This is a genomic window from Ruegeria sp. YTSC230 (assembly GCF_059609665.1).
Genome location: NZ_JBXWMC010000011.1, coordinates 127,212 through 149,876, shown reverse-complemented (window position 1 = coordinate 149,876; position 22,665 = coordinate 127,212). Strand labels below are relative to the sequence as shown.

Sequence of the window (22,665 nt, the reverse complement as noted above, 5' to 3'; positions counted from 1 at the left end):
CCTGAATAGGCTTCTTCTGCGCCTCGCGCGCAATTTCAATGTCCGATTTATAGCTCATTGGGCAAAACCCCCGGTTGAATTCCCTGCAAACCGGCGCAGCTGGGCCGGTGCTGGTCAATCCATACCGTTGTGTACAATCCCGATGGATAGAGATTCCGACATATTCAAGCCATGAAACGGCGTAGCGTCATTTCACCGGTTTCAAATCGAAAACGCTTGACGTTTAGGGCGCCCACGCCCGCTGATCTGGCACGAACAGGCTCATCTGGTCCCCCAACCGCAGCTGTCCGGGTCGTTCCACCCACGCAGTCACACCCCTTCGGCCCTGTGCTGCGGGCTTGAAGGACGCCCCGTACCCGGGTTGATCGGCTTCGATCTCACGACCGGGAATGACGCAGGGGCGGTTTTCCATATCCACGGTTATCGTGACACCGTCGCGGCCTTGCAAACGCGAGGATGGCGGAAGATGTGTAAAGTCCGGAATGCCGCGCAACAAGATGCTGACGCCCAGAAACGAAGGATCCAGCCGATCCAGCCCCATCTCTTTGGCTGTGGCGTCCATTTCCTCGGCGGATAGAACAGACAATTGGCGCACGTTTCGGATTTCGGTGCCTTGCGGATACAGATTCTTGACCCTGACACATGAGGTCCGGTTGAGACCCTCGTGCCGCTCGCCTTTGTCCCCTGAGAAATCCAGATCCAAAACATCGACCGCCTTGGCCCGGATCGAGCCACCCGCGGGCACATGCCCCAGCCAAACAACTTGACCCGTGAATTCTGTTTCTCGCAATACCGGCATTTGAAATTCCCTTCGGCTGCGGGCCGTCAAAATCGTACTAAAAGTCAAACCAGTCCATTTGAAAAGCTGAAAAGAAAAGACCCGGGACTTGGCCCGGGTCTGATTTCTTTATGCCGAAGGTTCCGGCTCCATCCCACCGTCGGGCGGGGTCTTTTTGACCTTGGTCTTGGGAATGGCCGTTACGCTGGGCGCGCTGCCTTCATCCGGCTTGTCACCCTCGTCATCACCATCGGTCGGCGATTCGCCATTCATGACACGCTTGATCTCATCCCCGGTCAGGGTTTCGTATTCCAGCAAACCTTGCGCCAGACGTTCCCATTCCTCGTTCTTGTCGGACAGGATCTTGTGCGCGCGCTCATAACCCTGCTGGATCAGGCGTTTCACCTCTTCCTCGATCAGCTCTTTGGTATGTGCTGAAACCGAGAAGCCAGCAGTGTTGCCCGAATAGCCATCATGCGCCTCGGCATAATCAATGTTGCCGACTTTGTCAGACATACCCCAGCGCATCACCATGGCACGCGCCAACTGGCTGGCCTGCATGATGTCACCGGCGGGACCGTTTGAGACGTGGTCTTCACCGTATTTGATCACCTCGGCGGCTTTGCCTGCCATGGTCATGGCCAGCTTTTGCTCACATTCGTCGCGGTGATAGTTCAGACGGTCCATTTCCGGCAGTGACACCACCATACCCAATGCGCCACCGCGCGGAATAATGGTCGCCTTGTAGACCGGATCGCACAGCGGCAGCGACAAACCGACGACAGCGTGACCAGATTCGTGATAGGCGGTCTTTTCCTTCTGGTCTTGCGTCAGCACCATCGAGCGGCGCTCGGCCCCCATCATCACTTTGTCTTTGGCGTTCTCGAAGTCTTCCATGGTGACAAAGCGACGGCCAACGCGCGCCGCCATCAGTGCGGCCTCGTTCACGAGGTTCGCCAGATCAGCGCCCGAGAAGCCCGGAGTACCACGCGCGATGATGCGCAGGTCGACATCGGGGCCCAGAGGCGTCTTGCGCGCGTGCACGCCCAGGATCTTCTCACGGCCTTTGATGTCAGGGTTGCCGACGGTCACGTTGCGGTCAAAACGACCGGGGCGTAGCAGCGCAGGGTCCAGAACGTCCTTACGGTTGGTGGCCGCCAGAATGATCACACCCTCATTGGCTTCGAACCCGTCCATCTCAACCAGCAACTGGTTGAGCGTCTGCTCGCGTTCGTCGTTCCCGCCGCCATAACCGGCGCCACGATGGCGTCCGACGGCGTCGATTTCGTCGATGAACACGATGCAGGGCGCATTCTTTTTGGCCTGTTCGAACATGTCACGCACACGGGATGCACCGACACCAACAAACATCTCAACAAAGTCAGAACCTGAGATTGTGAAGAACGGCACACCCGCCTCACCCGCAATCGCACGCGCCAGCAGCGTTTTACCGGTGCCCGGAGGGCCAACCAGCAGCGCGCCTTTCGGGATCTTACCGCCGAGGCGGCTGAACTTCTGCGGGTTACGCAGGAATTCCACGATCTCTTCCAGCTCTTCCTTGGCCTCGTCGATGCCGGCAACATCGTCAAAGGTCACGCGGCCATGCTTTTCGGTCAGCATCTTGGCTTTGGATTTACCAAAGCCCATCGCGCCGCCTTTGCCGCCACCTTGCATCCGGTTCATGAAATAGACCCAGACACCAATGAGCAGCAGGAACGGCAGCAGCGTGATCAGGAACGACTGGAAACCTGATTGCTGCTGTTTCTCGGCGCGAACCGGAATGTTCTCGTCGATCAGCAGTTTGGTGACCTCGGCATCGCCGGGTTTGATGGTGACATAGCTGGCACCGCTTTGCGTGGTATAGCGAATCTGTTCGCCATCCAGAGTCACATTCTTGACTTCGTCGGCTTGAACGGCCGTTACGAAATCAGAATAAGTTCTTTCATTGCTCTGAAGTGTCCCGCCTGGTCCGCTGAACAAATTGAACAGTGCAAGGATCAGCAAAAACAGAACGACCCAGAAGGCGATGTTACGAGCGTTGCCCAAGGAAAGTCTCCCAAAAGATTTCGGCAGATGGGGGTCTGCCGGGTTGCTCTATAAAATAGAGATGATTCAAGGAGGTTCAATGCGATAAAAAAGAAGAATGAAACTCGGGCGTTCCCGGGGCCAATTCAGCCGTCCATCCGTTTAAGAACCCGGCAGTTGGCGCTGACACCAGTTCATCCGCAAGCCAAACAGCGGGTGAGGCCAACAAGACCTGACGCGGTTTACCCAAATCCCGCCAATCTGGAACCCGAGGCAGGCCCTGCTCGCCTAACGGGCGGATTTGCATACCAGCAGTCGAAGGTCCTGATAGAATCCAACGTTTGTCCCACAGCTCGCCGGGGCGCGCGAATTCGCCCTGAACTGCGTTTAGCTCTCTGCAAACCCACGTTTTATTGACCTTTGGGACAAACAAACAGCCATGGATCGACGTACCGGTACCCTCTTCAACAGCCTTCACAGCCTGATCCACCGACGTTTGGCGTGGTGGATACCCCGCTCCGGCAATCCACGCGATGCAGCCGATCACAAGCCGACGCTGGATTTCCTTTGGCAAAGACTGAAAGGCGGCGCGATCCAAGCAAACATCACCGGTTTCCACGAGGGCGATCTTTCGGGCGGATTCCTGCGTAAAACGCTCCAATGCCTCACGCGCCTGCGCAAGGTTTTCTGCGACTCGGGTCAAAGAACTGGCCGTGATCCCCAAATCCTTGAGGTCAGACAAGGCCTGCCGTGCCTTGATCCGGTCAAACCGGAGGTCCTGATTCGAGGGATCTTCGATCCAGCCAACTCCCTCACCAGACAGATAGCCACGCAATGCTTGCCTAGTGACACCCAACATCGGCCGCAACATCGTCACGCCATCCAAAATCCGTTCAACCGGCATGCCCGACAGACCCGTAACACCAGCTGCGCGGCCCAGTCGCATCAGGAAGGTTTCGGCCTGATCATCCGAGGTGTGGCCTAACGCAATCGCGCTGATCGCATTGCGTGTGGCCCATTCGGTCAACAGCCGATAACGCGCCTGTCTGGCCTGATCCTGAAGGTTCCCCTGACCGGCCCACCCTGTCCATTTCAACGTTTGATGCGTGATACCCATACGCGCGGCAAGCTCGCTTACTTCCTGCGCTTCGACTGCGGACACGGGGCGCAAACAGTGGTCAACGGTCGCTGCGAACAGCCTAACCTGCTCGTTTTGGGCAATATCATTCAACAGCAAAAGCAGAGCGACAGAATCGCCCCCGCCAGAGACAGCCACACCCAGACGCGAAGGAAGGGTCTTGGGTAAACGCGCCCGAATCTCGGCCCGCAGTTCTTCAGCGTTTTCGGTCAAGAACAGCCCAGGCTTGCCATTTCCTGTGTGGCATTGGTGGCCGAGGCCGAAGACGGGAAGCGCACGCCCACCTCGCCCAGAGTGATGCAAGCCTGATCGGTCTGACCCAGACGCCCCAGCGCCGAGCCCAACTCAAACAGCGCCTCGGGTGCGAATGCACCTTCGGAATCGCCGGTAAAGCTGGCCAGAAAGGCCCGCGCGGCCTCACGCGTGTCACCGATCCCAACAAGCGCCCGCCCTCGTTTCAGGTTGGCTTCGGGGGCCAGCGGACTGCCGGGATACGAGGTTTCGAATGTGGCGAATTGCTCCGCTGCGGCCTGATAGTTGCCATCTGCCAGCGCCTGTGATGCGGCATCAAAGTCCGCGCGCTCACCCACTGCAAGTTCACCTTGTTCCACCGACGTTGGCGCTGCCGGTGTTGCGGGGGCTGCAGCTGTGACGTCGGAATCGCCACCCAGCGTGCTTGTCGGCTCGCCCGAGATTTCGCAGCCCGTTTCCAATTCGCACAACCTGAATTCCATATCTCCGATCCGGTTGGTTCCGTCGGTGACGATGTTTTGCACACGCTGGTTCAACTGCTCGGTCTGGCGGGTCAGGCGCTGCAATTCAGCCTCAATGGCGTCAACACGCTCCAAAACGGAACTGCCAGCCAGATTGGGTGCCGGAGATCCGGTGGTTGAAAACTCGCGCTTGAGGCGCTGAACCTCGACGTGCAGCACCGTTAGCTCCTGACGGATATCCGCCAGGGTTTGCTGATCCTGTGCACTTGCCACGCCCGCAGTCGCCACGACCGCAGCCAGAACCCATCCTGCAATTCGCATCATCTTACCCCAAAGTTGAACCGGTCAGGACCGTCACCGAACGACGGTTTTTGGAATAGCATTCCTCGGTGCTGCAAATCTCGATCGGGCGTTCCTTGCCGAAACTGACGGTCGTCAATCGGTTGCCTGCAACCCCACGTGAAATCAGGTATTCACGCGCCGCATTCGCGCGACGTGCGCCCAGGGCCAAGTTATACTCGCGAGTACCCTGTTCGTCCGCGTGACCCTCGATCGTGGCGACGAAATCCGTATTGGCCAGTAGCCAGTCTGCCTGTCCTTGCAATATCGTCTGTGCCTGCCCGGTCAGGGTCGACTGATCGACTTCAAACAACACGCGGTCACCAACAGTTTGCTGGAAATAGGCCGGTGACTGGGGGTCGCTGGGCGAACCCGGCAGGATCGAACCGTTACCGCCCGCGCCACCGCCCAGTGCTGAAGGATCGTTATTGGTACAGGCGGCCAGTACACTTAGCACGCCCAATGCTATGACTTTGCTCAATACATTCATTTCAGGTGCCTCGTCGTTTTATTGCTTTATTGCTGTCTCTGTTATCACAGTGCAGGAATTTTGTGAACTTTTCCAACCCCCTGCCCCGATCACTTCTGTAGTGGCCCCCAGGATGGATCGCTGCCGCCATCCGGTGTACGCACCGGGCGCAGATTCCGACCCGAGATATCCACCGAATACAGTGTCGCCCGTCCGCTTGCACCCTGCGATTCACGGGTGAACATGATGACACGCCCGTTCGGCGACCATGTTGGCCCCTCATCCAGGAAGGACGAGGTCAGCAAGCGTTCCTCGCTGCCGTCTGTCCGCATGACGCCGATATGGAACCGACCCTTGTTCTGTTTGGTAAAGGCGATCAGGTCACCACGCGGCGACCAGACCGGTGTACCATAACGCCCCTGTTTAAAGCTGATGCGGGTGGCCTCGCCGCCATTTGCGGGCATGATGTACAGTTGAGGTGTGCCAGAGCGGTCGCTTTCGAACACAATCTGCGACCCGTCCGGGGAATAGCTGGGCGCGGTCTCAATGGCAGGTGTGTTCGTCAGCCGCACGCTTTGGCCCGAGGCCAGATCCATTTTCCAAAGGTCCGTGTTGCCGCCCTGAATCAGCGAATAGACGATGGAGCGGCCATCCGGCGAAAAGCGCGGCGAAAAGCTCATGGTGCCGTCTTGTGTCTTCAATTCGGTCCGTTTGACGCGATCAACGTCCAAAACATAAATGCGCGGCTGACCGGTTTCATAGCTGGTGTACAACAGCCGATCGCCCGAGGGCGAAAAGCGTGGCGCCAGAACAATCGCAGCGCTGTCGGTTAGGTACTGAACGTTCGCGCCGTCGTAGTCCATGATTGCCAGACGCTTCAGACGCTGGTTCTTTGGGCCGCTTTCGGACACAAACGCGACGCGGCTGTCAAAGTAACCGCTCTCGCCGGTCACTCGGGCATAAACCTGATCGGCCACTTTGTGTGCCATGCGCCGCCAGCCATCTGTAGTGCCGGAAAACTGCAGACCATTGCCCAATTCCTGACCCGAGAACACGTCCCAAACGCGAAATCGCACAGTCAGGCGTTTGCCCGAGACGTTGACAGCACCTGTCACCAAGGCCTCGGCATTGATGGCCTTCCAATCGGCAAATTGCACAGGGGCTTCGAAACTGCTGACCCGGCTGATGAATGCGTCTGAAGAAATTTCACGGAACAGCCCGGTTCCGGTCAGATCCGCCGCTACGACGCGCGATAAGTCGTTTGCGTATTGTGTGGCTGCTGGCCCGTCGGGCACGAAATTTGGCACCGCAAAAGGTAAGGGTTCGATAATCCCCTGATCCAGCTCAAGACGCAGGGGTCCGCTTTGCGCATACACTGGCGCTGCCAAAACTGTCAGGCCAAGCAAAAGGCTGGTCAGAAATCTCATCATTTGATCCGCATCCTCTCGGGATTGAATGTAATCTCAATATCCCGCCATTGATCGTATTTGTCAGTAGGCAGGGTGTATCCTTTGGCCCCGCAGCGCAAAATCGCTCGCCGGGCGGCCTCGTAGGCTTGTCTTGCAGACGCGTCAGTCCCGCCGGAACTGTCGATCATTTGCAGTGTACCGCCGAGCACCTTGCCATCCGGTGTCAGCGAGAACCCGACCACAACGACCGTTTGCAGTGCGTCCGTGGACAGGGAACCAACGTTCCAGCACTTCGACACAGCTAGTCGCATAGCATCCTTCTCACCCGCAGTCAGGGGTGGACCAGACGGTTCGCTACTCTGCCCTAGCGCCTCGGCCAGTGCGTCGTTGATCGCGGTTTCATCACTTGGCGCGGGCTCTGGTTCGGTCGGTTCTTCGGTCTCGGCCGCTTCGGGCTGCGCCGGCGGCGTCGGCCGGTTCGGTCGCACCAGCGGGCGCGGAGAGCTGCGCGGCGCATATTCCTTGGCTTCTTCCGCCTCGGTCACGATTTCATCCGTGGCCTCTTCGGGTGCCGTTTGATCCTGCTGTTCTTGCTGAGTTTCAGCTCCCTCGTCCAGCGATACAGCCGGGGATTCAATATCATCTGGCGTGGCCTCGGGCGGCGGCGGCGCGACAGGTTCAGGCGCTACTTTATCCGCAGGCTGCGGCTGTGCCTCGGGCCCTGGCGGGGTGGGCAAAACGACGGCCTCGGGTTCTGGGGGGGCCAATTCGGGGGGCTGTTCGATCACGACCGGTTCGGGTGGGGGGGCCAGCGGTTCCGGTTCCAGCTCTGGCTCTGGTTCATTTGGCTCAGACACTTCAGGTGTCGGAGGTTCCTGCTCCACCGGTTCAGGGGTGGGGATTTCTTCCTCGGGCGCATCGGGCTGTTGCAGGGCAGTTGGCGTAGGCAGCTCAGGCGCCTCACTCTGGGCCGTCAATGCTGCGAACTGTTCAGCCGAGATCACCGAGATATCCTGAACAGGCATAGGCAATGGTTCGGACCGAAAGGTGCCGCCAAACAGAGCCCACGAAATCAAACTGACATGGGCAATTGCCGAGATCTTGGTGCCGGTATCCACCGCGCGGCCTCACTCTCCACCATCGTCCAGCGCAGGGCCGCCGGTGTCGGTCACCAGCCCCACATTGGAAAACCCACCTGCATTCAGCGCACCCATAACCTGCATAACCTGCGCATAAGGGATCGCACCATCCGCGCGCAGGAACACCCGGTCACTGCTGCGTTCTGCCGCAATGGCGCGCAGCTTGCCAATCAACTCTTCGCGGGCAACATCGGTGGTTTGAATCTGAACGCGCCCTTCTGCAGTCATCGTGACTGTCAGCGGTTCTTCGTTATCGCCCGGCAATGCGCTTGCCGCCGTCTTGGGTAAGTCCACCGGCACGCCAACGGTTAGCAGCGGTGCCGCAACCATAAAGATAATCAGCAACACCAACATGACGTCTACAAAAGGCGTCACGTTGATCTCGGCCATCGGCTGCGCCCGCCCGCGACGACGGCCCCGTCTGCGCCCGTTCCCGCCTCCGTTCTGCTGAACCGCCGCACCCATCTTAGCTGTCCAACTGACGCGACAGGATGGTGGCGAACTCGTCGGCAAAAGCCTCGTAGCCACCCACGATCCGGTCACTGTCTGAACTGAGCTTGTTGTAGAAAATTACCGCCGGAATCGCAGCCAACAGACCCAGGCCCGTGGCCAAAAGCGCTTCGGCAATGCCGGGTGCCACAACGGCCAGGTTGGTGTTTTGCTGCTCGGCAATCTCAATAAACGCGTTCATGATGCCCCAAACGGTCCCGAACAGGCCAATGAACGGCGCGGTCGATCCCACCGTCGCCAAGATGGGCAAACCTTTTTGCAGTGTCTCGGACTCTTTGGCGATCGCGACATCCATCGAACGGTCAATCCGCGCAGTGGCCCCCGCGATCAGCCCGCCATCCGTTCGGTGCGACCTGCGCCATTCGATCATGCCAGCGGCAAAAATCTTCTCGGAACTGCCGTCGGGCTGCGATCCGATATGTTCGAACAGCTCATCCAGCGGGTTGCCGGACCAAAAGGCCTCGTCAAACACCTGCGCCTCTCGGCGGGCCGCGCGATAGTTGATCAATTTCTGAATGATAATCGCCCAAGACCAGATGGATGCAGCGATCAGCATCAACATCACCAGTTTGACGACAAAGGTCGCGCGGGCATACAGCCCCCACATGGAGAAATCGATCTCCTGCGCCAGCGCCAGCGTTTCAGCTTCCATGAACCTGCTCTTTGTTTTTTTGCCTGACGGCCGTTCGTTTGGCCTTGTTTTTCCAAACGCTATCGCAGTTGGTTACGAAAAGCCAACATAACCACCCCAGACCGACAAATTGTTACATCAATGCGCGAATCTCTGCCGGAAGGCGGACCGGCTTGCCCTGCGCATTCATGCAAACAGCAGTCACCGAGGCGCGGAAGATCTCGGTCTCCCCCCTCTTGACCAACTGGCCCATGGTCAGCCGCACACCAGAGATTGACGACAGCCATGTTTCAATGATCAGCTCATCATCGAACTTCGCGGGCGCGACGTAATCCGCCTCGATCCGGCGCACGACCCAGACGATCCCGCCATCGCGCATCGCGTTCTGGTCATTGCCCAGACGGCGCACATAGTCAGATCGCGCGCGTTCGATAAACTTAAGGTAATTCGCGTGGTATACGACCCCGCCCATATCGGTGTCTTCATAGTAAACCCGGATCGGAAAGATATGCTTGTGGGGCGCATCAGCTTCATTGGCCATGATATCAGGTCCGGTCTCTCAAATATGTAACGCGCGGGGCAAATCCTGCTTTGAAACAGATGCATGGTTGCTGCGGTTCCTGCAATCCCTTGTGGGAACAAAGTTCCCACCTTCCCAAGTCCGCTATCGAAATTCGAAGATTTGCCCTCTAGGCTTTCATACATACCAAGTGAATCCGACAGGAGTTTCAATGGCTAAAGGACCAAAAGAAGAGAGGATGCTCTTTCTTCCAGTCCTTCAGGGCGTCTTGCCATTCAACCGCGCGACCTTGCCTGCGGAAATTTTGGCAGGGCTGACTTTTGCCTGCCTCGCGATCCCCGAGGTCATGGGCTATACCAAAATCGCAGGCACGCCGGTTGTGACTGGGTTGTACACCATCCTTGTCCCAATGGCGCTGTTCGCGCTGTTCGGTTCGTCCCGCCATCTTGTGGTGGGTGCGGATTCTGCCACGGCGGCGATTACGGCCTCGGCCCTGGCTGGCATGGCAGTCTCGGGTTCGTCCGAGTATCTGGCGCTGGCGTCCCTGTTGGCGCTGATGGCCGCAGTTTTGTTGATTGCCGCACGCCTCATCAGCTTGGGGTTTTTGGCTGATTTCCTATCCCGGACAGTTCTTGTCGGGTTCCTGACAGGCGTGGGCATTCAGGTCGCAACCGGTGAAATCCCGGGGCTTTTGGGGATCGAAAGCGACGGTCACGGGACCATTGCCAAGCTACAGGCAGTCTTTCAGAGCATTGGTCAGACAAGCTGGCCCACATTGGCGGTTTCAGCAGTAGTTCTGCTGATCGTTGTCGGATGCCGCCGTCTATCCCCCAAACTGCCCGGCCCGCTGTTTGCCATACTCGGGGTGATACTATGCAGCTGGGCCTTTCAATTTTCGGCGTCCGGCATCGCAGTACTGGGCACGGTTCCCAGCGGCTTGCCTGCGCTCTCTGTCCCGAACGTGGATTGGAGCTGGACCCTGTTCAAACAATTGCTGCCAACCGCACTGTCCATCTTCGTTGTGATCTTGGCCCAAAGCGCCGCAACCTCGCGAGCTTATGCCGCACGCTACGAAGAGAAGTTCAGCGAGAACACTGACCTTGTCGGGCTGGGTCTGGCCAATCTTGGGGCAGCCTTCACGGGCACATTCGTTGTAAATGGCAGCCCGACAAAAACCGAGATGGTGGCCAGCGCCGGTGGCCGCAGTCAGGTGGCACAACTGACGACCGTCTTGATTGTCTTGGTGGTCATCCTCTTCCTGACGGGCCCACTGGCCTACTTGCCCAATGCGGCGCTGTCTGCCGTCGTGTTTCTGATCGGTGTGAAACTTATCGACCTGAAAGGCCTAATTGCAATCTACCGCCAAGCTCGGTCCGAATTCTGGATTGCTGTCGCCACGGCTGCAGTTGTCGTTATCGTTGGGGTCGAACAAGGCATCATCTTTGCGATGGTGCTGTCATTGATCGACCATACCCGCCGTGGGTACCGCCCCAAGAACTCGGTTATCGTCAAATACAAAGACGGCGGCTGGCACTCAAAATCCATAGCCAGGCCGAACCAATTCGAACCGGGTCTGGTGATTTATCGCTTTTCTCACAGCCTGTACTACGCGAATGCACAGCGGCTATCGGATGAGATCACCGCAATCACTCGAAACCCCGACACCGAAGTACGTTGGTTCTGTATCGAGGCTTCAGCCATTGATGACGTAGATTTCACGGCAGGCTATACGCTGCGCAATGTTCTAAAGATCCTTCAGGCAAAGAACATCAAGATGGTTTTCCTACTGGTCGACCCCCACGTGCGGTCAGAGCTGGACAGATACGGGGTGACGGATTTGGTGGGTAGTGATGCCTTTTACGACGCGGGAAGCGACCTATTGACTGCCTTTCAACACCGAAACGACTCCAAATCGTAGATAGCCTCTATCGGTCCTAAGACTACGCCTGCAACCGCGCGAACAGTCGTAAAGCGTGCGCCGGATCCTGCGAAGCTCCCGGCAAAACCGGATCGTATGCTGCGCGGATCAACCCGGCTATGTCCGGGCGCAGGATCGTCGCCTCGCCCGCGACCGCAAGCGGCGACTGCGTTCGAAACGCGGTGTCGGACCACAACAGGATAGTCTGCACTACCTGACTAAGTGCCAGTGTCTCAGCCGGAACCTTGGACAGCTCTTCGTCCATTCGCAGGAAAACAAACGCGGCCCGGATCGCACCGTCTTCCTCAAAGCGGAACACCCGGTATTGATTTGCATCCGCCGCGATCAGTCGGTCGACTAACGGCGCAAGATCGGGAACCAGCCGATCCAGATCGGGAACTTCCAGCAGTTCCTTCCAGTCGCGGAAAAAGAAAACCATGCAGTTCGCACCAAGTTCCGGATCCGTTTCGGCCATCTTATGATCGGCCAAGCTGACCACGGCCTCGAATGCGCCCTTGATGGTGGTCAGAGTTTCCTCCTCGACCCCAAAGACGATAGGCACGATGGGCCGACCCCAACGCGCAAACAGGAACTCTCCGCTTTCACGGGTGAACAACGACTGAATGTCTTCGGGGGTCACGCCCAATCCTTCATCTTTTCGAAAGTACTCTCGCTGAAGGCATAAAATCTATAGGCCTCAGCTTCAACCAAACAGATCGCTCTGGCCCTTTGGTGCCGCCATTCCCAGATGCGTCCAAGCCTTCTGCGCCAACATCCGACCACGTGGCGTGCGCTGGATCAGACCTTGCTGCAACAAATAGGGCTCGATCACGTCCTCCAGCGAATCGCGACTTTCCGACAACGCAGCCGACAGAGTCTCAATCCCGACCGGGCCACCGGCATAGTTCTCAGCGATCAGCTTGAGGTATCGCCGGTCGGCACCATCCAAGCCCAGATTATCCACACCCAACCGCGTCAGCGCGCCATCTGCCAGATCGAGGGTGATGCGCCCGTCACCTTCGACGATGGCGAAATCCACGACCCGTCGCAGCAATCGCCCCGCGATCCGCGGGGTCCCGCGTGATCGACGCGCAATCTCTCTGGCGCCCGCGTCATCAGCAGGCGCGCCCAGTTTGCGGGCGTTGCGCGTAACGATTTCGTGCAACTCGTCCACTGTGTAGAACTGCAACCGCGTCGGAATGCCAAAGCGGTCGCGCAATGGGGTGGTCAGCAAGCCCATCCGCGTGGTTGCGCCGACCAAAGTAAACGGCTGCAGCTCAATCCGCACAGTCCGAGCCGCCGGGCCTTCGCCGATTACCAGATCCAGCTCGAAATCCTCCATCGCCGGATACAGAACCTCTTCGACGGCCGGGTTCAGACGGTGGATTTCGTCGATGAACAGCACATCGCGGGATTCCAGATTGGTCAGGATCGCCGCCAGATCACCTGCTTTGGCCAGAACCGGCCCCGAGGTCATGCGGAAATTCACCCCCAACTCACGCGCCATGATTTGCGCCAGCGTCGTTTTACCCAGACCCGGAGGGCCATGAAACAGCGTGTGATCCATCGCCTCGCTTCGCATACGCGCGGATTGGATAAAGATGCGCAGATTGGCCCGCGCCTCGGCCTGACCGATGAATTCGTCCAGCCCCTGCGGGCGCAGGGCGCGGTCGTTATCCTCGGGCAAGGGATCGGGGCGCAATGTGGGATCGGCGTCTACCATTCAGTTACCCTTTCGGAGCCAGCAACTTGAGCGCCGCCCGGATCAATTCAGCCTCGCCTGCATCCGGCAGGCTGGCGGCCGCTTCGGCCACGGCCGAGGCCGCCTCGGATGGTCCGTACCCTAAATTGCCAAGGGCTGACAGTGCCCCCGCCGAAGCTGCGGCAGACCCCGAGGCAGGTTTGGTCGCCCGCTTGGTCGCAGGTGCCGGTTCAGACAGCTCTACGACTTCCAATCCGGGGCCGTCCATCGCTTCGGTCACGGTCCCGCCCATCGCCATCACACCCGGCGCTTTGTCTTTTAGATCCAGCACGATCCGCTGCGCCGTCTTTGGGCCCACGCCTTTCGCCGCTTTGACGGCACCCCAATCCCCAAGCGCAATGGCCCGGCTGACCCCATCCGGACCCAACGCGGACAGAATGGCGAGCGAGACCTTGGCCCCAACGCCCTGAACCGAACACAGCAGGCGATGCCATTCCTTTTCGACAAGGGACAAAAACCCAAAAAGCTGCATCAGGTCCTCGCGCACCACCATATCGGTATAAATCGAGACAGCCTCGCCAACACCAGGCAGCGCGGCCATAGTCCGGTCCGAGCAGTAAACGAGGTATCCGACCCCACGCACGTCGATCAACACGTGATCCGCTGCGCGATAGTCCAATCGTCCGGTTAGTTTCCCGATCATGCCCGCACCTCTTTCACGCGCGCCTGCGGCGCTGCGCCGTAATATGAATGACAGATGGCAATCGCCAGCGCATCCGCGGCATCCGCCCCTTTGGGCTTACAGCCCGGCAGTTGCAGTTTGACCATATGAAGAACCTGCTCTTTCTCGGCATGCCCAACGCCCACAACCGTTTTCTTAACCCGGTTGGGCGCGTATTCACCCACGGGCAGCCCTGCTTGCGCCAGCGTTAGCAACGCCACACCACGCGCCTGACCCAGCTTCAGCGTACCAGCCCCATCCTTGTTGACGAAGGTCTGTTCGATGGCCGCCTGATCGGGCTGATGTTCTGCAATGACTTCGACGATTTGATTGTACAGAGACAGCAAACGCTCGCCCAAATCGTCCCCGTCAGACTTGCACAGTCCGTTGGCGACGTGGCTCAGGCGGCTGCCATGCGATTCGATGACGCCCCATCCCAGGGTCCTAAGCCCCGGATCAATGCCCAAAATCCGCATATTTCGCCTCGGCCTGCTCGAGTTTTTGTGATCTTTTTTACGGATTAGCACGAAGCGTGAACATTTTCCAAGCGAATTGACAGAGAGCGCAAAAACGACAGACCTGTTTCACAGGCGACAAAACGGCCAGTTTGCGACAGTCAAAAGTCTGAAATCGACACGTTTCATGAAGCAAAAATGGCCAATAAATTAAGGGGTTCTAATGAATCTAGAGCTTTGCAAAAAACGCATAGGACAGTTGCAATTTCCGCACTTGCACAGCCGATTTGGCGGCACTAGATGCCGCTCAGATCGAACGATCAAAACGTAAACTTAAAACAGAAGGAAACAGGATATGGCTGCACTGGACACCACCCGCACCACCACCGGCTCATTCGGCCTCGTCGGCCGTATCGGCGCATATTTCGCATCGGTCGTGAACGCCGTTGTCGAATGGAATGACGCCCGCGTGACGCGTAACACGCTGAGCGGTCTGACAGATCGCGAGCTGGAAGATATCGGACTGTGCCGTGGCGATATTGACGTCGTGGCCGATGGTCGTAGTTAAGATTTAACACACCCACTCATATGCCCCTTCCCTCCCTCGGGGGCAAAGCAGAACTCCGCGCATGCAGAATGCGCGGAGTTTCTGATTCATTGGCCTGATGTCAGGGCAGCAGCCGTGCCAGCTGTTCCGAAAGCATCAGCGATACCGGGTCAATTTGCATCACCCAGGCACCGGCTTGTTCGACCGAGGTGCCTTCGTTCAATGCGTCAACCCTGTATTGATAACCCGAAGGCCCAAGGCTGGTGAGCAAGAAGGTCTTGAATGCAAACAACCCAAGCAGACACATCAGTAGAACCTTAAGGGGTAAAGCTGACTTCACCCTCTGCGGTTTCATCACAACCAACCCGTCCTTGCGCATCGTCGCGCGATAGCCACGGCTTAGTTTTGCGTGCTTCTTACTCAGGCGATTCACGCGCTGATCAAATTCCAGTTGTTTTCCCGTCATGGCAGCCTCCAAACCGCCCCCCGATTCCAGGTTAAGACGGTAGAAACAGAATGCGACAAAATCGAGGCAAAACTCTAGAAAGCTCCAGCAAATGGCCCAGATTTAGCCCTGTTTGCTTAATATTAGCGTCGTCCACTCACCAATTTGGTCATTTTCCTCTAAATTGAACCCGTTTTGTAGATAAACGGAGACCACGTCATCGGCTTGTTCGTTAAGGATTCCGGACAGAATTGCGTACCCACCGACGCGCAGATTCGCTGCGATTTCGGGGGCCAGAGCAACCAGTGGCCCCTTAAGGATATTTGCGAAAATCAGATCGTAGGGTGCGAATGCGCCCAGATCGGGATGGTCAAAGCCCGCCGCTTCCACGCAGCGGACCTTGCCTGCCATGCCATTGGCCTTCAGGTTGGCTTCGGCGACATCAACGGCCACTTCGTCGATATCACTGGCGATGATCTCACCTTCCCAGACCCGCGCTGCCGCCATGGCCAGCACGGCAGTGCCACAGCCAATATCGGCCACTTTGGTCGCTGTGAACCCTTGGCTCAGAAGATGGTCCAGCGCCTTTAGGCATCCCAACGTGGTGCCGTGGTGGCCGGTGCCAAAGGCCATTGCGGCCTCGATCAGTAGTGGGATACGTCCCTCGGGCAGCTTGTCAGCGTCATGGCTGCCATAGACAAAGAACCGTCCGGCCTCGACCGGAGCCAGTTCCCGGCGCACATGGGCCACCCAATCCGTATCGGGCAGTTCTGACACAACAAAAGGCTTGGCCTCAAACGCGACGGCTAGAACGGCCAGAGCGGTTTCGTCCGGAGTTTCCGTGAAATACCCACCAACTTCCCAAAGGCCTGAGCCATCCTCGACCTCGAATACACCAACGCCGGTTGGTTCCGGATCCAGACGCTCCATCGCTTCGCCCAGCCCTTCGGCAGCTTTTTTACCGGTCAGTGTAGTCAGCGCAGTGAATGTGGGCATGGGGGCCTCCTGTATCGATTGACACAGCGCCTATGGCGATGGCTCGCCAAGGTCAAGCATTGGCGCTTACTCGGCAGGTGCCGGCGCGTATTTCGACAAGATCGTTTCATTTCCCGGTTCCGGGTGCCGCGGGATCAGCAAGGACAAACCCAACGAGATCATCGCCATCGCAGCGGCCAGTGCAAAGACTGCACCGGGCGAGATGACCCACAGCAGGCCCAGAAGCGCAGGAAGGAACACAGCGGCGATATGGTTGATCGTGAACGCAACGGCCGCAGTCGGTGCAATATCCGCAGGATCGGCGATTTTCTGAAAGTAGGTCTTCAGGGCAAGCGCTAATGCGAAAAGAACATGGTCGATCACATATAGGGTTGCAGCCAGCACCACGCCCCAACCGAACCAGTAGATACCGCCATAGGCCGCAAAAACGATCGCCAAGCCGGTGTATTCGAAGATCAGCGTGCGGCGCTCACCGAACAACGATACAGCCTTACCCAGCATCGGAGCCGCCGCCATATTGATCACCAGATTGATCAGATAAAGGCTGGTCAGCTCGTGCACTTCAAACCCAAACTTCTCGACCATCATGAAGCCCGCGAAGACAACAAAGATCTGCCGCCGCGCGCCGGCCATGAACTGTAGTGCGTAATACAGCCAGTAGCGACGACGCAGGATCAGTTTTTTAGTCTGTGGAGTTGGCGAGTCAAACTGCGGAAAGGCGAACAGACAGAACACCGCCAGCAGGGCGGTCACACCACCAGCGGCCATGAATACAATGTTGTAGGATAGATCAAACCGGTCCCAGGTCAGAACGATCAGGCCATAGACTACTGCCGTCGCGGCTGACCCCATGGCAACAAGCCAGCCCAATACCTGTGGCGCGCGGTCCTTGGGCAGCCATTGCAACTGCAGCGACTGATTTACTGTTTCGTAATAGTGAAACCCGATCGAACTGAAGAGGGTGACAAACAGCAACCCACCAAGGCTGGGAAACCATGCTGTCAACGCAGTTGCCACGCCCAGCATCATCAGCGAGATCATCGCCAATACCTGCTCGCGCACGAAAATGATCACCGCGATCACGCCAACAGCAAGAAATCCAGGGATCTCCCGCACAGTGTGCAGTAACCCAATGTCGGCCCCGTCAAAATTCGCCACCTCGATGACGAAATTGTTCAACAGCGCGCTCCAAGCGTTGAAGGCAATCGGCATCGTCAGCGCCATGACGAACAAGAGCGTCACAGGGCGGCGCCAGAACGGAAGGCTCTGCGCCTCGGACAGGGGCATCGGTTTCAACATGGGACTCCTCTACGCCCATTTTCAGATTTTGGCGAGGGCGAAGCAGCAGGCGCACAATCGGTCTGCGCTGATGCAGAGGTCAGTAGAAACTCTGCGGGTCGATATCCACGGTCAAACGCAGGTCGCCCTTAAGGCGCAAGGGCGCGATCCAGCGGGCAATCGCGTCCTGAATCGGGGCACCCTTGGGTGCCTTGACCAGCAATCGCACGCGGTGTCTGCCGCGAATCCGCGCAATAGGCGCCGGAGCCGGGCCAAAGACTTGTGCCCCGATATCGCGCAGCGGCGCATCGTTGCGGGCCATTGCATTTCCGATATCAAAAACTGGCCCAACCTCAGGTCCAGACAGGACGATCCCTGCCATACGGCCGTATGGTGGCACACCCGCCGCCTGTCGTCCTGCGGCCTCGGCCTTCCAAAATCCTTCTTCGTCACCTGAAAGAATAGCGCGGATTACGGGATGCTCGGGCTGGAATGTCTGCAACAGGGCCTGCCCTGGCTTGTCCGCCCGGCCTGCCCGACCCGCGACTTGCCGCATCAACTGGAATGTCCGCTCAGCGGCGCGCAGGTCTGCCCCGTGCAGACTGAGGTCGGCATCGATTACCCCAACCAAAGTCAGATTGGGAAAGTTGTGCCCTTTGGCAACCAGCTGCGTACCGATGACGATATCGGCATCGCCCTCGGCAATCTCTTCGATCTTGGCTTTCAGGGCGCGGGCCGAGCCAAACAAATCGGAACTCAGCATCGCGATCTTGGCGTCGGGAAACGTCGCCTCGGCCTCTTCGGCCAGCCGCTCGATCCCCGGGCCGACCGGGGCCAACTTGCCCTCGACCCCGCATGAGGGACATTCCTCGGGCATCGGCTTGGTCTCACCGCATTGGTGACACATCAGCCGTTTCAGAAACCGGTGCTCGACCATTCGGGCGTCGCAATGATCGCAGGCAATCTGTTCCCCGCAAGCGCGGCACAGGGTCACCGGCGCATACCCACGGCGGTTGATGAACAGCAGCGATTGCTCACCCTTCTCGATCCGCTGCATCACCGCCTGCCGCAAAGACGGAGAAATCCACGTACCCGGTTGCAACTGTTCGGCCCGCATGTCGATGGGCTTCATCTCGGGCAACACCGCCGCCCCAAACCGAGAGGTCAGATCAACCCGGTCGTATTTTCCCGCCTCGGCGTTCGCCCAGCTTTCCAGCGAAGGCGTTGCGCTGGCCAATATCACCCGCCCGCCACAAATGGCGGACCGCAGCACCGCCATGTCCCGCGCGCTGTAATGCACGCCGTCCTCTTGTTTGTACGAGGTGTCGTGTTCCTCATCGACCACCACCAAGCCAAGGTTGCGAAACGGCAGGAACAAAGCTGACCGCGCACCAATCACCATTTGCGCATCCCCCTGCCCGACCATCCGCCAGACCCGGCGGCGTTCGGTCATGGTCGCGCCGGAATGCCATTCGGCTGGGCGTGCACCGAATCGCGCCTCAACTCGTGTCAGGAATTCCGCTGTCAGAGCGATCTCGGGCAGCAGAACCAAGGCTTGTCGGCCCATCCGCAGCGCCTCAGCAACAGCCTCCAAATACACTTCGGTCTTGCCCGAACCCGTCACGCCCTTAAGCAGCGTGGTTCCATATTCCCCGGACCGCTGGCCCTTCTGCAACTTCTCAACCGCCGCCGCCTGATCGTCGGTCAAAGCTTTGCCCGGCAAATCCGGATCCAGATGCGGATAGGGCAAATCGCGCGGGCTATCTTCTTCCCGTACAGCGCCCTGCTTGACCAACCCTTTGACGACCGAAGACGTCACTCCGGCCTGTTCGGCGAGTTCTTTCAGGGTGAACGCCAGCCCGCCATAGTTGCGGAGTACCTCCAGCACACGGGTGCGTGCGTCGGTCATCCGGTCCGGCTCGCCATTACCCAACCGATAAACCTTACGCATCGACGGCGGATCACCCAAACCCGGCGCTCGGGTTGCCAGCCGCAACATCGCGGACATCGGTGTCAGGGTGTAATCGGCAACCTTCCCCAGAAACAGCCGCATTTCTTCGCGCATCGGCGCGACCTCAAGCACCCGGATCACGGATCGCGCCTTGTTCAGGTCGAACCCGCCCTGTCCCGGCCCCCAGACGACACCCAGTACTTTACGAGGCCCCAGTGGGACCTCTACGAACGCCCCCAGAAAACAGCCCCCCTCGGGCGCCTTGTAATCCAGCGTCCGGTCCAGCGGCTGTGCGGTCAGAACCGCAACCAGCTCTCCGTGGTCGAAATACTCCTGAGTGCTCAACGCATATCCTTGGGCTCGGGGGTTCCAGCATGGGTCTCTTTGAGGTAAAGCCATCCGCGACCAAGGCCAACCCATCAAAGGACTGCCCGCATGAAATTCTTCGTAGACACAGCCGAGATCGACGCCATTGCCGAACTGAACGATCTGGGCATGGTGGACGGCGTGACCACCAACCCCTCGCTGATCCTGAAATCAGGTCGTGACATTCTGGAAGTAACCAAGGAAATCTGTGATCTGGTGGACGGACCGGTTTCAGCCGAAGTTGTCGCAACCGAAGCTGACGACATGATCGCCGAGGGCCGCAAGCTGGCCAAGATCGCTCCGAATATCGCCGTGAAAGTTCCGCTGACATGGGCCGGTCTGAAAACCTGCAAGACGCTCAGCGACGAAGGCCAGATGGTCAACGTCACACTCTGCTTCTCGACCAACCAGGCGCTTTTGGCCGCAAAGGCGGGCGCAACCTTCATCTCGCCCTTCATCGGTCGCCTGGATGACATCAACCTTGATGGCATGGATCTGATCGCCGACATCCGTCAGGTCTATGACAATTACGGTTTTGAAACCGAAATTCTGGCCGCTTCGATCCGCACCGTGAACCACGTGACCGACAGCGCCCGCATCGGTGCTGACGTGATCACTGCACCGCCTGCCGTGATCAAGAAACTGGCCGATCACCCGTTGACAGACAAAGGTCTGGAAACCTTCCTGGCCGACTGGGCCAAGACAGGTCAGAAAATCCTCTGACCCTTTGCGCGACCGCGCGGCACCGTCAGGTGCCGCGCCCGGCCCAACTGCCAAGCCTTGATCTTTGATCAAGGTTTCGCAGGCGGGAGCCGTAGGTCACAGTGGGAATGAAATGCACGGCCAATGCATTTTTTCCAAGGAAACCGCCATAACTCATGTTATAAGCCCCTCAACAAAAAAAGACCGAGCGGGACATGAGCAGTAACACCAAACTCCAGGACAACTTGCGCGCCGCGATTCTGGCCAAACCAGACGCCGTGCTGGACGACAAGGACCTGATGCAGGCACTTGTAACGGCCAACGAACAGGCGCGCGGGGACAACGTCATCGACCTGCGCGGCATTGCCATGCAGCGGCTCGAAGAACGGCTGGACAGGCTGGAAGACACGCACCGGTCCGTCATCGCCGCAGCATATGAAAACCTTGCGGGCACAAATCAGGTGCATCGCGCCGTTATCCGCATGTTGGAACCGGCCGAGTTCGAAGATTTCCTGCGCACGCTCGGCTCGGATGTGGTCGAAATCCTGCGCGTTGATCGCATCAAGCTGATTCTGGAATCCACAGCCACGCAGGAAGACCCCGCCATCGACACTCTGGGCGGAGTTCTATCCGTGGTCGAACCCGGCTTCGTGGACAATTACCTGACCTTCGACCGCGGCGGCCCCGCCCGCGACGTGGTTCTGCGCGAGATCCTCCACCCGACGCACAGGATTTTTGGACCCAACGCAGATCACCTGCGGTCCGAAGCTTGCCTGCGGTTGGATCTGGGTGAGGGCCGGTTGCCGGGCATGATCGTGATGAGCGCAAGGGACCGCAATCATTTCTCGCCACAGTTGGGCACTGATCTTTTGTCGTTTTTTGCTGGCGTCTTCGAACGCTCGATGCGCCACTGGTTGTCGTGAGCCTAATCTCACCCGCCTGCCGCGACGAGTTACAGTACTGGCTGGACAGCCTGAGCGCGCTAGCGGGGCGATCGGAAAACACCCAGGCCGCCTATCGTAGTGATATTACCGACTTCCTGTCTTTCATGACACTACACCACAGTGGACAGCAGGGATTGGCAGCGCTGGCCCGGATCACCGTGGCCGACATGCGCGCCTGGATGGCCGATCAGCGCAGCGCAGGTGTTGGTGCGCGATCCCTGGCGCGCAAGCTGTCGGCGGTCAAGAGCTTTTATCGATGGCTGGCTGAACGCGAAGGGTTCGAACCCACCGCTGTTCTGTCCACACGCGCGCCAAAGTTTACCCAAAAACTCCCCCGCCCACTGGCCGAAGACGCGGCCCGCGCGATGATCGACACGGTCGAACTTCAGTCGTCAAACGACTGGATCTCGGCGCGCGATGTTGCTGTCGTCACATTGCTCTATGGCTGCGGTTTGCGCATATCTGAGGCGCTGTCCCTGACAGGAAGCGACGCGCCTTTGCCGGGTAGCTTGCGTATCGTCGGAAAGGGCGGAAAAGAACGCATCGTTCCGGTGATTCCGGCCGCCCGCACCGCCGTTGACCGTTACCTGAAGCTCTGCCCGCATCCGCAGTCCCAGGAAAAGGCTTTGTTCCGCGGGGTGCGTGGTGGTGCGCTCAATCCGCGCGCAATTCAGGGCGTGATGGCCAAGGCGCGCATGCAGCTTGGCCTGCCCGCAACCGCCACGCCGCACGCTTTAAGGCACAGTTTTGCCACCCATCTTTTGTCCGCTGGGGGTGATCTGCGCGCCATTCAGGAATTGTTGGGCCATGCCTCACTGTCCACCACGCAGGCCTATACGGCCGTAGATACGGCCCGACTAATGGAAGTCTACAACCGCGCGCACCCCAAGGCCTGATCCCGGGGCCTTACGACGACGTTTGGGTTATTACTTGTGCCCGGCTTTTAGTTTGCATCTGCAGCGCACATCG

23 protein-coding genes are annotated in these 22,665 nt (G+C 58.5%); 5 read left to right on the top strand and 18 right to left on the bottom strand.

Annotated features, from left to right (window positions below; all coding sequences use genetic code 11):
* Nucleotides 1-223 precede the first annotated feature (223 nt).
* The 10 genes from AC2FD9_RS20045 to ybgC all read right to left on the bottom strand — a co-directional run bounded on the left by AC2FD9_RS20045 (nucleotide 224) and on the right by ybgC (nucleotide 9,692).
* A complete protein-coding gene (locus AC2FD9_RS20045) occupies nucleotides 224-799 on the bottom strand; it encodes an MOSC domain-containing protein (RefSeq protein ID WP_496838561.1) in 576 nt (191 codons plus the stop codon).
* A 108-nt stretch (nucleotides 800-907) separates the two neighbouring features.
* A complete protein-coding gene (ftsH, locus tag AC2FD9_RS20040) occupies nucleotides 908-2,824 on the bottom strand; it encodes an ATP-dependent zinc metalloprotease FtsH (protein WP_058273226.1) in 1,917 nt (638 codons plus the stop codon).
* Between the two features lie 76 nt (nucleotides 2,825-2,900).
* Nucleotides 2,901-4,154 carry a tRNA lysidine(34) synthetase TilS gene (gene tilS / locus AC2FD9_RS20035; protein ID WP_496838558.1) on the bottom strand — a complete coding sequence of 418 codons (1,254 nt, stop codon included), beginning with the start codon at nucleotides 4,152-4,154 and terminating at the stop codon, nucleotides 2,901-2,903.
* Nucleotides 4,151-4,975 (bottom strand): tol-pal system protein YbgF, encoded by an 825-nt coding sequence (gene ybgF / locus AC2FD9_RS20030; RefSeq protein ID WP_496838556.1) that lies wholly within the window; start codon nucleotides 4,973-4,975, stop codon nucleotides 4,151-4,153. Before ybgF ends, tilS begins: the two co-directional genes overlap by 4 nt.
* Nucleotides 4,976-4,979: 4 nt before the next feature.
* Nucleotides 4,980-5,483: a peptidoglycan-associated lipoprotein Pal gene (pal, locus tag AC2FD9_RS20025; RefSeq protein WP_108861019.1), complete on the bottom strand. Its 504-nt coding sequence runs from the start codon at nucleotides 5,481-5,483 to the stop codon at nucleotides 4,980-4,982.
* 89 nt (nucleotides 5,484-5,572) lie between these two features.
* On the bottom strand, nucleotides 5,573-6,892 hold the full coding sequence (tolB, locus tag AC2FD9_RS20020; RefSeq protein WP_496838554.1) for a Tol-Pal system beta propeller repeat protein TolB: 1,320 nt from the start codon (nucleotides 6,890-6,892) through the stop codon (nucleotides 5,573-5,575).
* Nucleotides 6,889-7,989, bottom strand: coding sequence for a cell envelope integrity protein TolA (gene tolA / locus AC2FD9_RS20015; RefSeq protein ID WP_496838553.1), 1,101 nt, complete (start codon nucleotides 7,987-7,989; stop codon nucleotides 6,889-6,891). The genes tolB and tolA overlap by 4 nt, the downstream gene beginning before the upstream one ends.
* A gap of 9 nt (nucleotides 7,990-7,998) precedes the next feature.
* Entirely contained in the window at nucleotides 7,999-8,475 is a 477-nt protein-coding gene (gene tolR, locus AC2FD9_RS20010) for a protein TolR (RefSeq protein ID WP_109312607.1), read from the bottom strand.
* Nucleotide 8,476: 1 nt separating this feature from the next.
* Nucleotides 8,477-9,172 carry a protein TolQ gene (gene tolQ / locus AC2FD9_RS20005; protein ID WP_058273221.1) on the bottom strand — a complete coding sequence of 232 codons (696 nt, stop codon included), beginning with the start codon at nucleotides 9,170-9,172 and terminating at the stop codon, nucleotides 8,477-8,479.
* 112 nt (nucleotides 9,173-9,284) lie between these two features.
* The gene (gene ybgC / locus AC2FD9_RS20000; RefSeq protein WP_496838550.1) at nucleotides 9,285-9,692 is read right to left on the bottom strand and encodes a tol-pal system-associated acyl-CoA thioesterase; all 408 of its coding nucleotides are present in this window, start codon (nucleotides 9,690-9,692) and stop codon (nucleotides 9,285-9,287) included.
* Between the two features lie 190 nt (nucleotides 9,693-9,882).
* Between ybgC and AC2FD9_RS19995 the strand changes: the two genes are divergently transcribed.
* Complete coding sequence (locus AC2FD9_RS19995) at nucleotides 9,883-11,589, top strand: SulP family inorganic anion transporter (protein WP_496838548.1); 1,707 nt, start codon at nucleotides 9,883-9,885, stop codon at nucleotides 11,587-11,589.
* A 22-nt stretch (nucleotides 11,590-11,611) separates the two neighbouring features.
* Here AC2FD9_RS19995 and AC2FD9_RS19990 read toward each other — a convergent pair whose 3' ends face one another.
* The 4 genes from AC2FD9_RS19990 to ruvC all read right to left on the bottom strand — a co-directional run bounded on the left by AC2FD9_RS19990 (nucleotide 11,612) and on the right by ruvC (nucleotide 14,488).
* Nucleotides 11,612-12,229 (bottom strand): hypothetical protein, encoded by a 618-nt coding sequence (locus AC2FD9_RS19990; protein ID WP_496838546.1) that lies wholly within the window; start codon nucleotides 12,227-12,229, stop codon nucleotides 11,612-11,614.
* 63 nt (nucleotides 12,230-12,292) lie between these two features.
* Nucleotides 12,293-13,312, bottom strand: a complete 1,020-nt coding sequence (gene ruvB / locus AC2FD9_RS19985; RefSeq protein ID WP_109312604.1) for a Holliday junction branch migration DNA helicase RuvB — start codon at nucleotides 13,310-13,312, stop codon at nucleotides 12,293-12,295.
* Nucleotides 13,313-13,316: 4 nt separating this feature from the next.
* Nucleotides 13,317-13,994, bottom strand: a complete 678-nt coding sequence (gene ruvA, locus AC2FD9_RS19980) for a Holliday junction branch migration protein RuvA (RefSeq protein WP_282170789.1) — start codon at nucleotides 13,992-13,994, stop codon at nucleotides 13,317-13,319.
* Nucleotides 13,991-14,488 carry a crossover junction endodeoxyribonuclease RuvC gene (gene ruvC / locus AC2FD9_RS19975; RefSeq protein WP_058273216.1) on the bottom strand — a complete coding sequence of 166 codons (498 nt, stop codon included), beginning with the start codon at nucleotides 14,486-14,488 and terminating at the stop codon, nucleotides 13,991-13,993. Before ruvC ends, ruvA begins: the two co-directional genes overlap by 4 nt.
* A 334-nt stretch (nucleotides 14,489-14,822) precedes the next feature.
* Between ruvC and AC2FD9_RS19970 the strand changes: the two genes are divergently transcribed.
* Nucleotides 14,823-15,035, top strand: coding sequence for a DUF1127 domain-containing protein (locus tag AC2FD9_RS19970; RefSeq protein WP_282152580.1), 213 nt, complete (start codon nucleotides 14,823-14,825; stop codon nucleotides 15,033-15,035).
* Between the two features lie 100 nt (nucleotides 15,036-15,135).
* Here AC2FD9_RS19970 and AC2FD9_RS19965 read toward each other — a convergent pair whose 3' ends face one another.
* From AC2FD9_RS19965 to AC2FD9_RS19950, 4 genes are all read right to left on the bottom strand, one after another.
* Complete coding sequence (locus AC2FD9_RS19965) at nucleotides 15,136-15,480, bottom strand: hypothetical protein (protein WP_109312601.1); 345 nt, start codon at nucleotides 15,478-15,480, stop codon at nucleotides 15,136-15,138.
* Nucleotides 15,481-15,582: 102 nt separating this feature from the next.
* Nucleotides 15,583-16,455, bottom strand: coding sequence for a 50S ribosomal protein L11 methyltransferase (locus AC2FD9_RS19960; protein ID WP_496699676.1), 873 nt, complete (start codon nucleotides 16,453-16,455; stop codon nucleotides 15,583-15,585).
* A gap of 66 nt (nucleotides 16,456-16,521) precedes the next feature.
* A complete protein-coding gene (locus AC2FD9_RS19955) occupies nucleotides 16,522-17,754 on the bottom strand; it encodes an MFS transporter (protein ID WP_282170787.1) in 1,233 nt (410 codons plus the stop codon).
* A gap of 79 nt (nucleotides 17,755-17,833) precedes the next feature.
* Entirely contained in the window at nucleotides 17,834-20,029 is a 2,196-nt protein-coding gene (locus tag AC2FD9_RS19950; protein WP_496838542.1) for a primosomal protein N', read from the bottom strand.
* Nucleotides 20,030-20,119: 90 nt separating this feature from the next.
* On the opposite strand from AC2FD9_RS19950, the gene fsa reads away from it, so the two are divergent.
* The 3 genes from fsa (at nucleotide 20,120) to AC2FD9_RS19935 (ending at nucleotide 22,592) form a co-directional block, all read left to right on the top strand.
* A complete protein-coding gene (gene fsa / locus AC2FD9_RS19945) occupies nucleotides 20,120-20,773 on the top strand; it encodes a fructose-6-phosphate aldolase (RefSeq protein ID WP_050603155.1) in 654 nt (217 codons plus the stop codon).
* A gap of 194 nt (nucleotides 20,774-20,967) precedes the next feature.
* Complete coding sequence (locus AC2FD9_RS19940; RefSeq protein WP_058273210.1) at nucleotides 20,968-21,675, top strand: DUF484 family protein; 708 nt, start codon at nucleotides 20,968-20,970, stop codon at nucleotides 21,673-21,675.
* Nucleotides 21,672-22,592: a tyrosine recombinase XerC gene (locus tag AC2FD9_RS19935; protein WP_496838540.1), complete on the top strand. Its 921-nt coding sequence runs from the start codon at nucleotides 21,672-21,674 to the stop codon at nucleotides 22,590-22,592. The genes AC2FD9_RS19940 and AC2FD9_RS19935 overlap by 4 nt, the downstream gene beginning before the upstream one ends.
* Nucleotides 22,593-22,665: the final 73 nt, after the last annotated feature.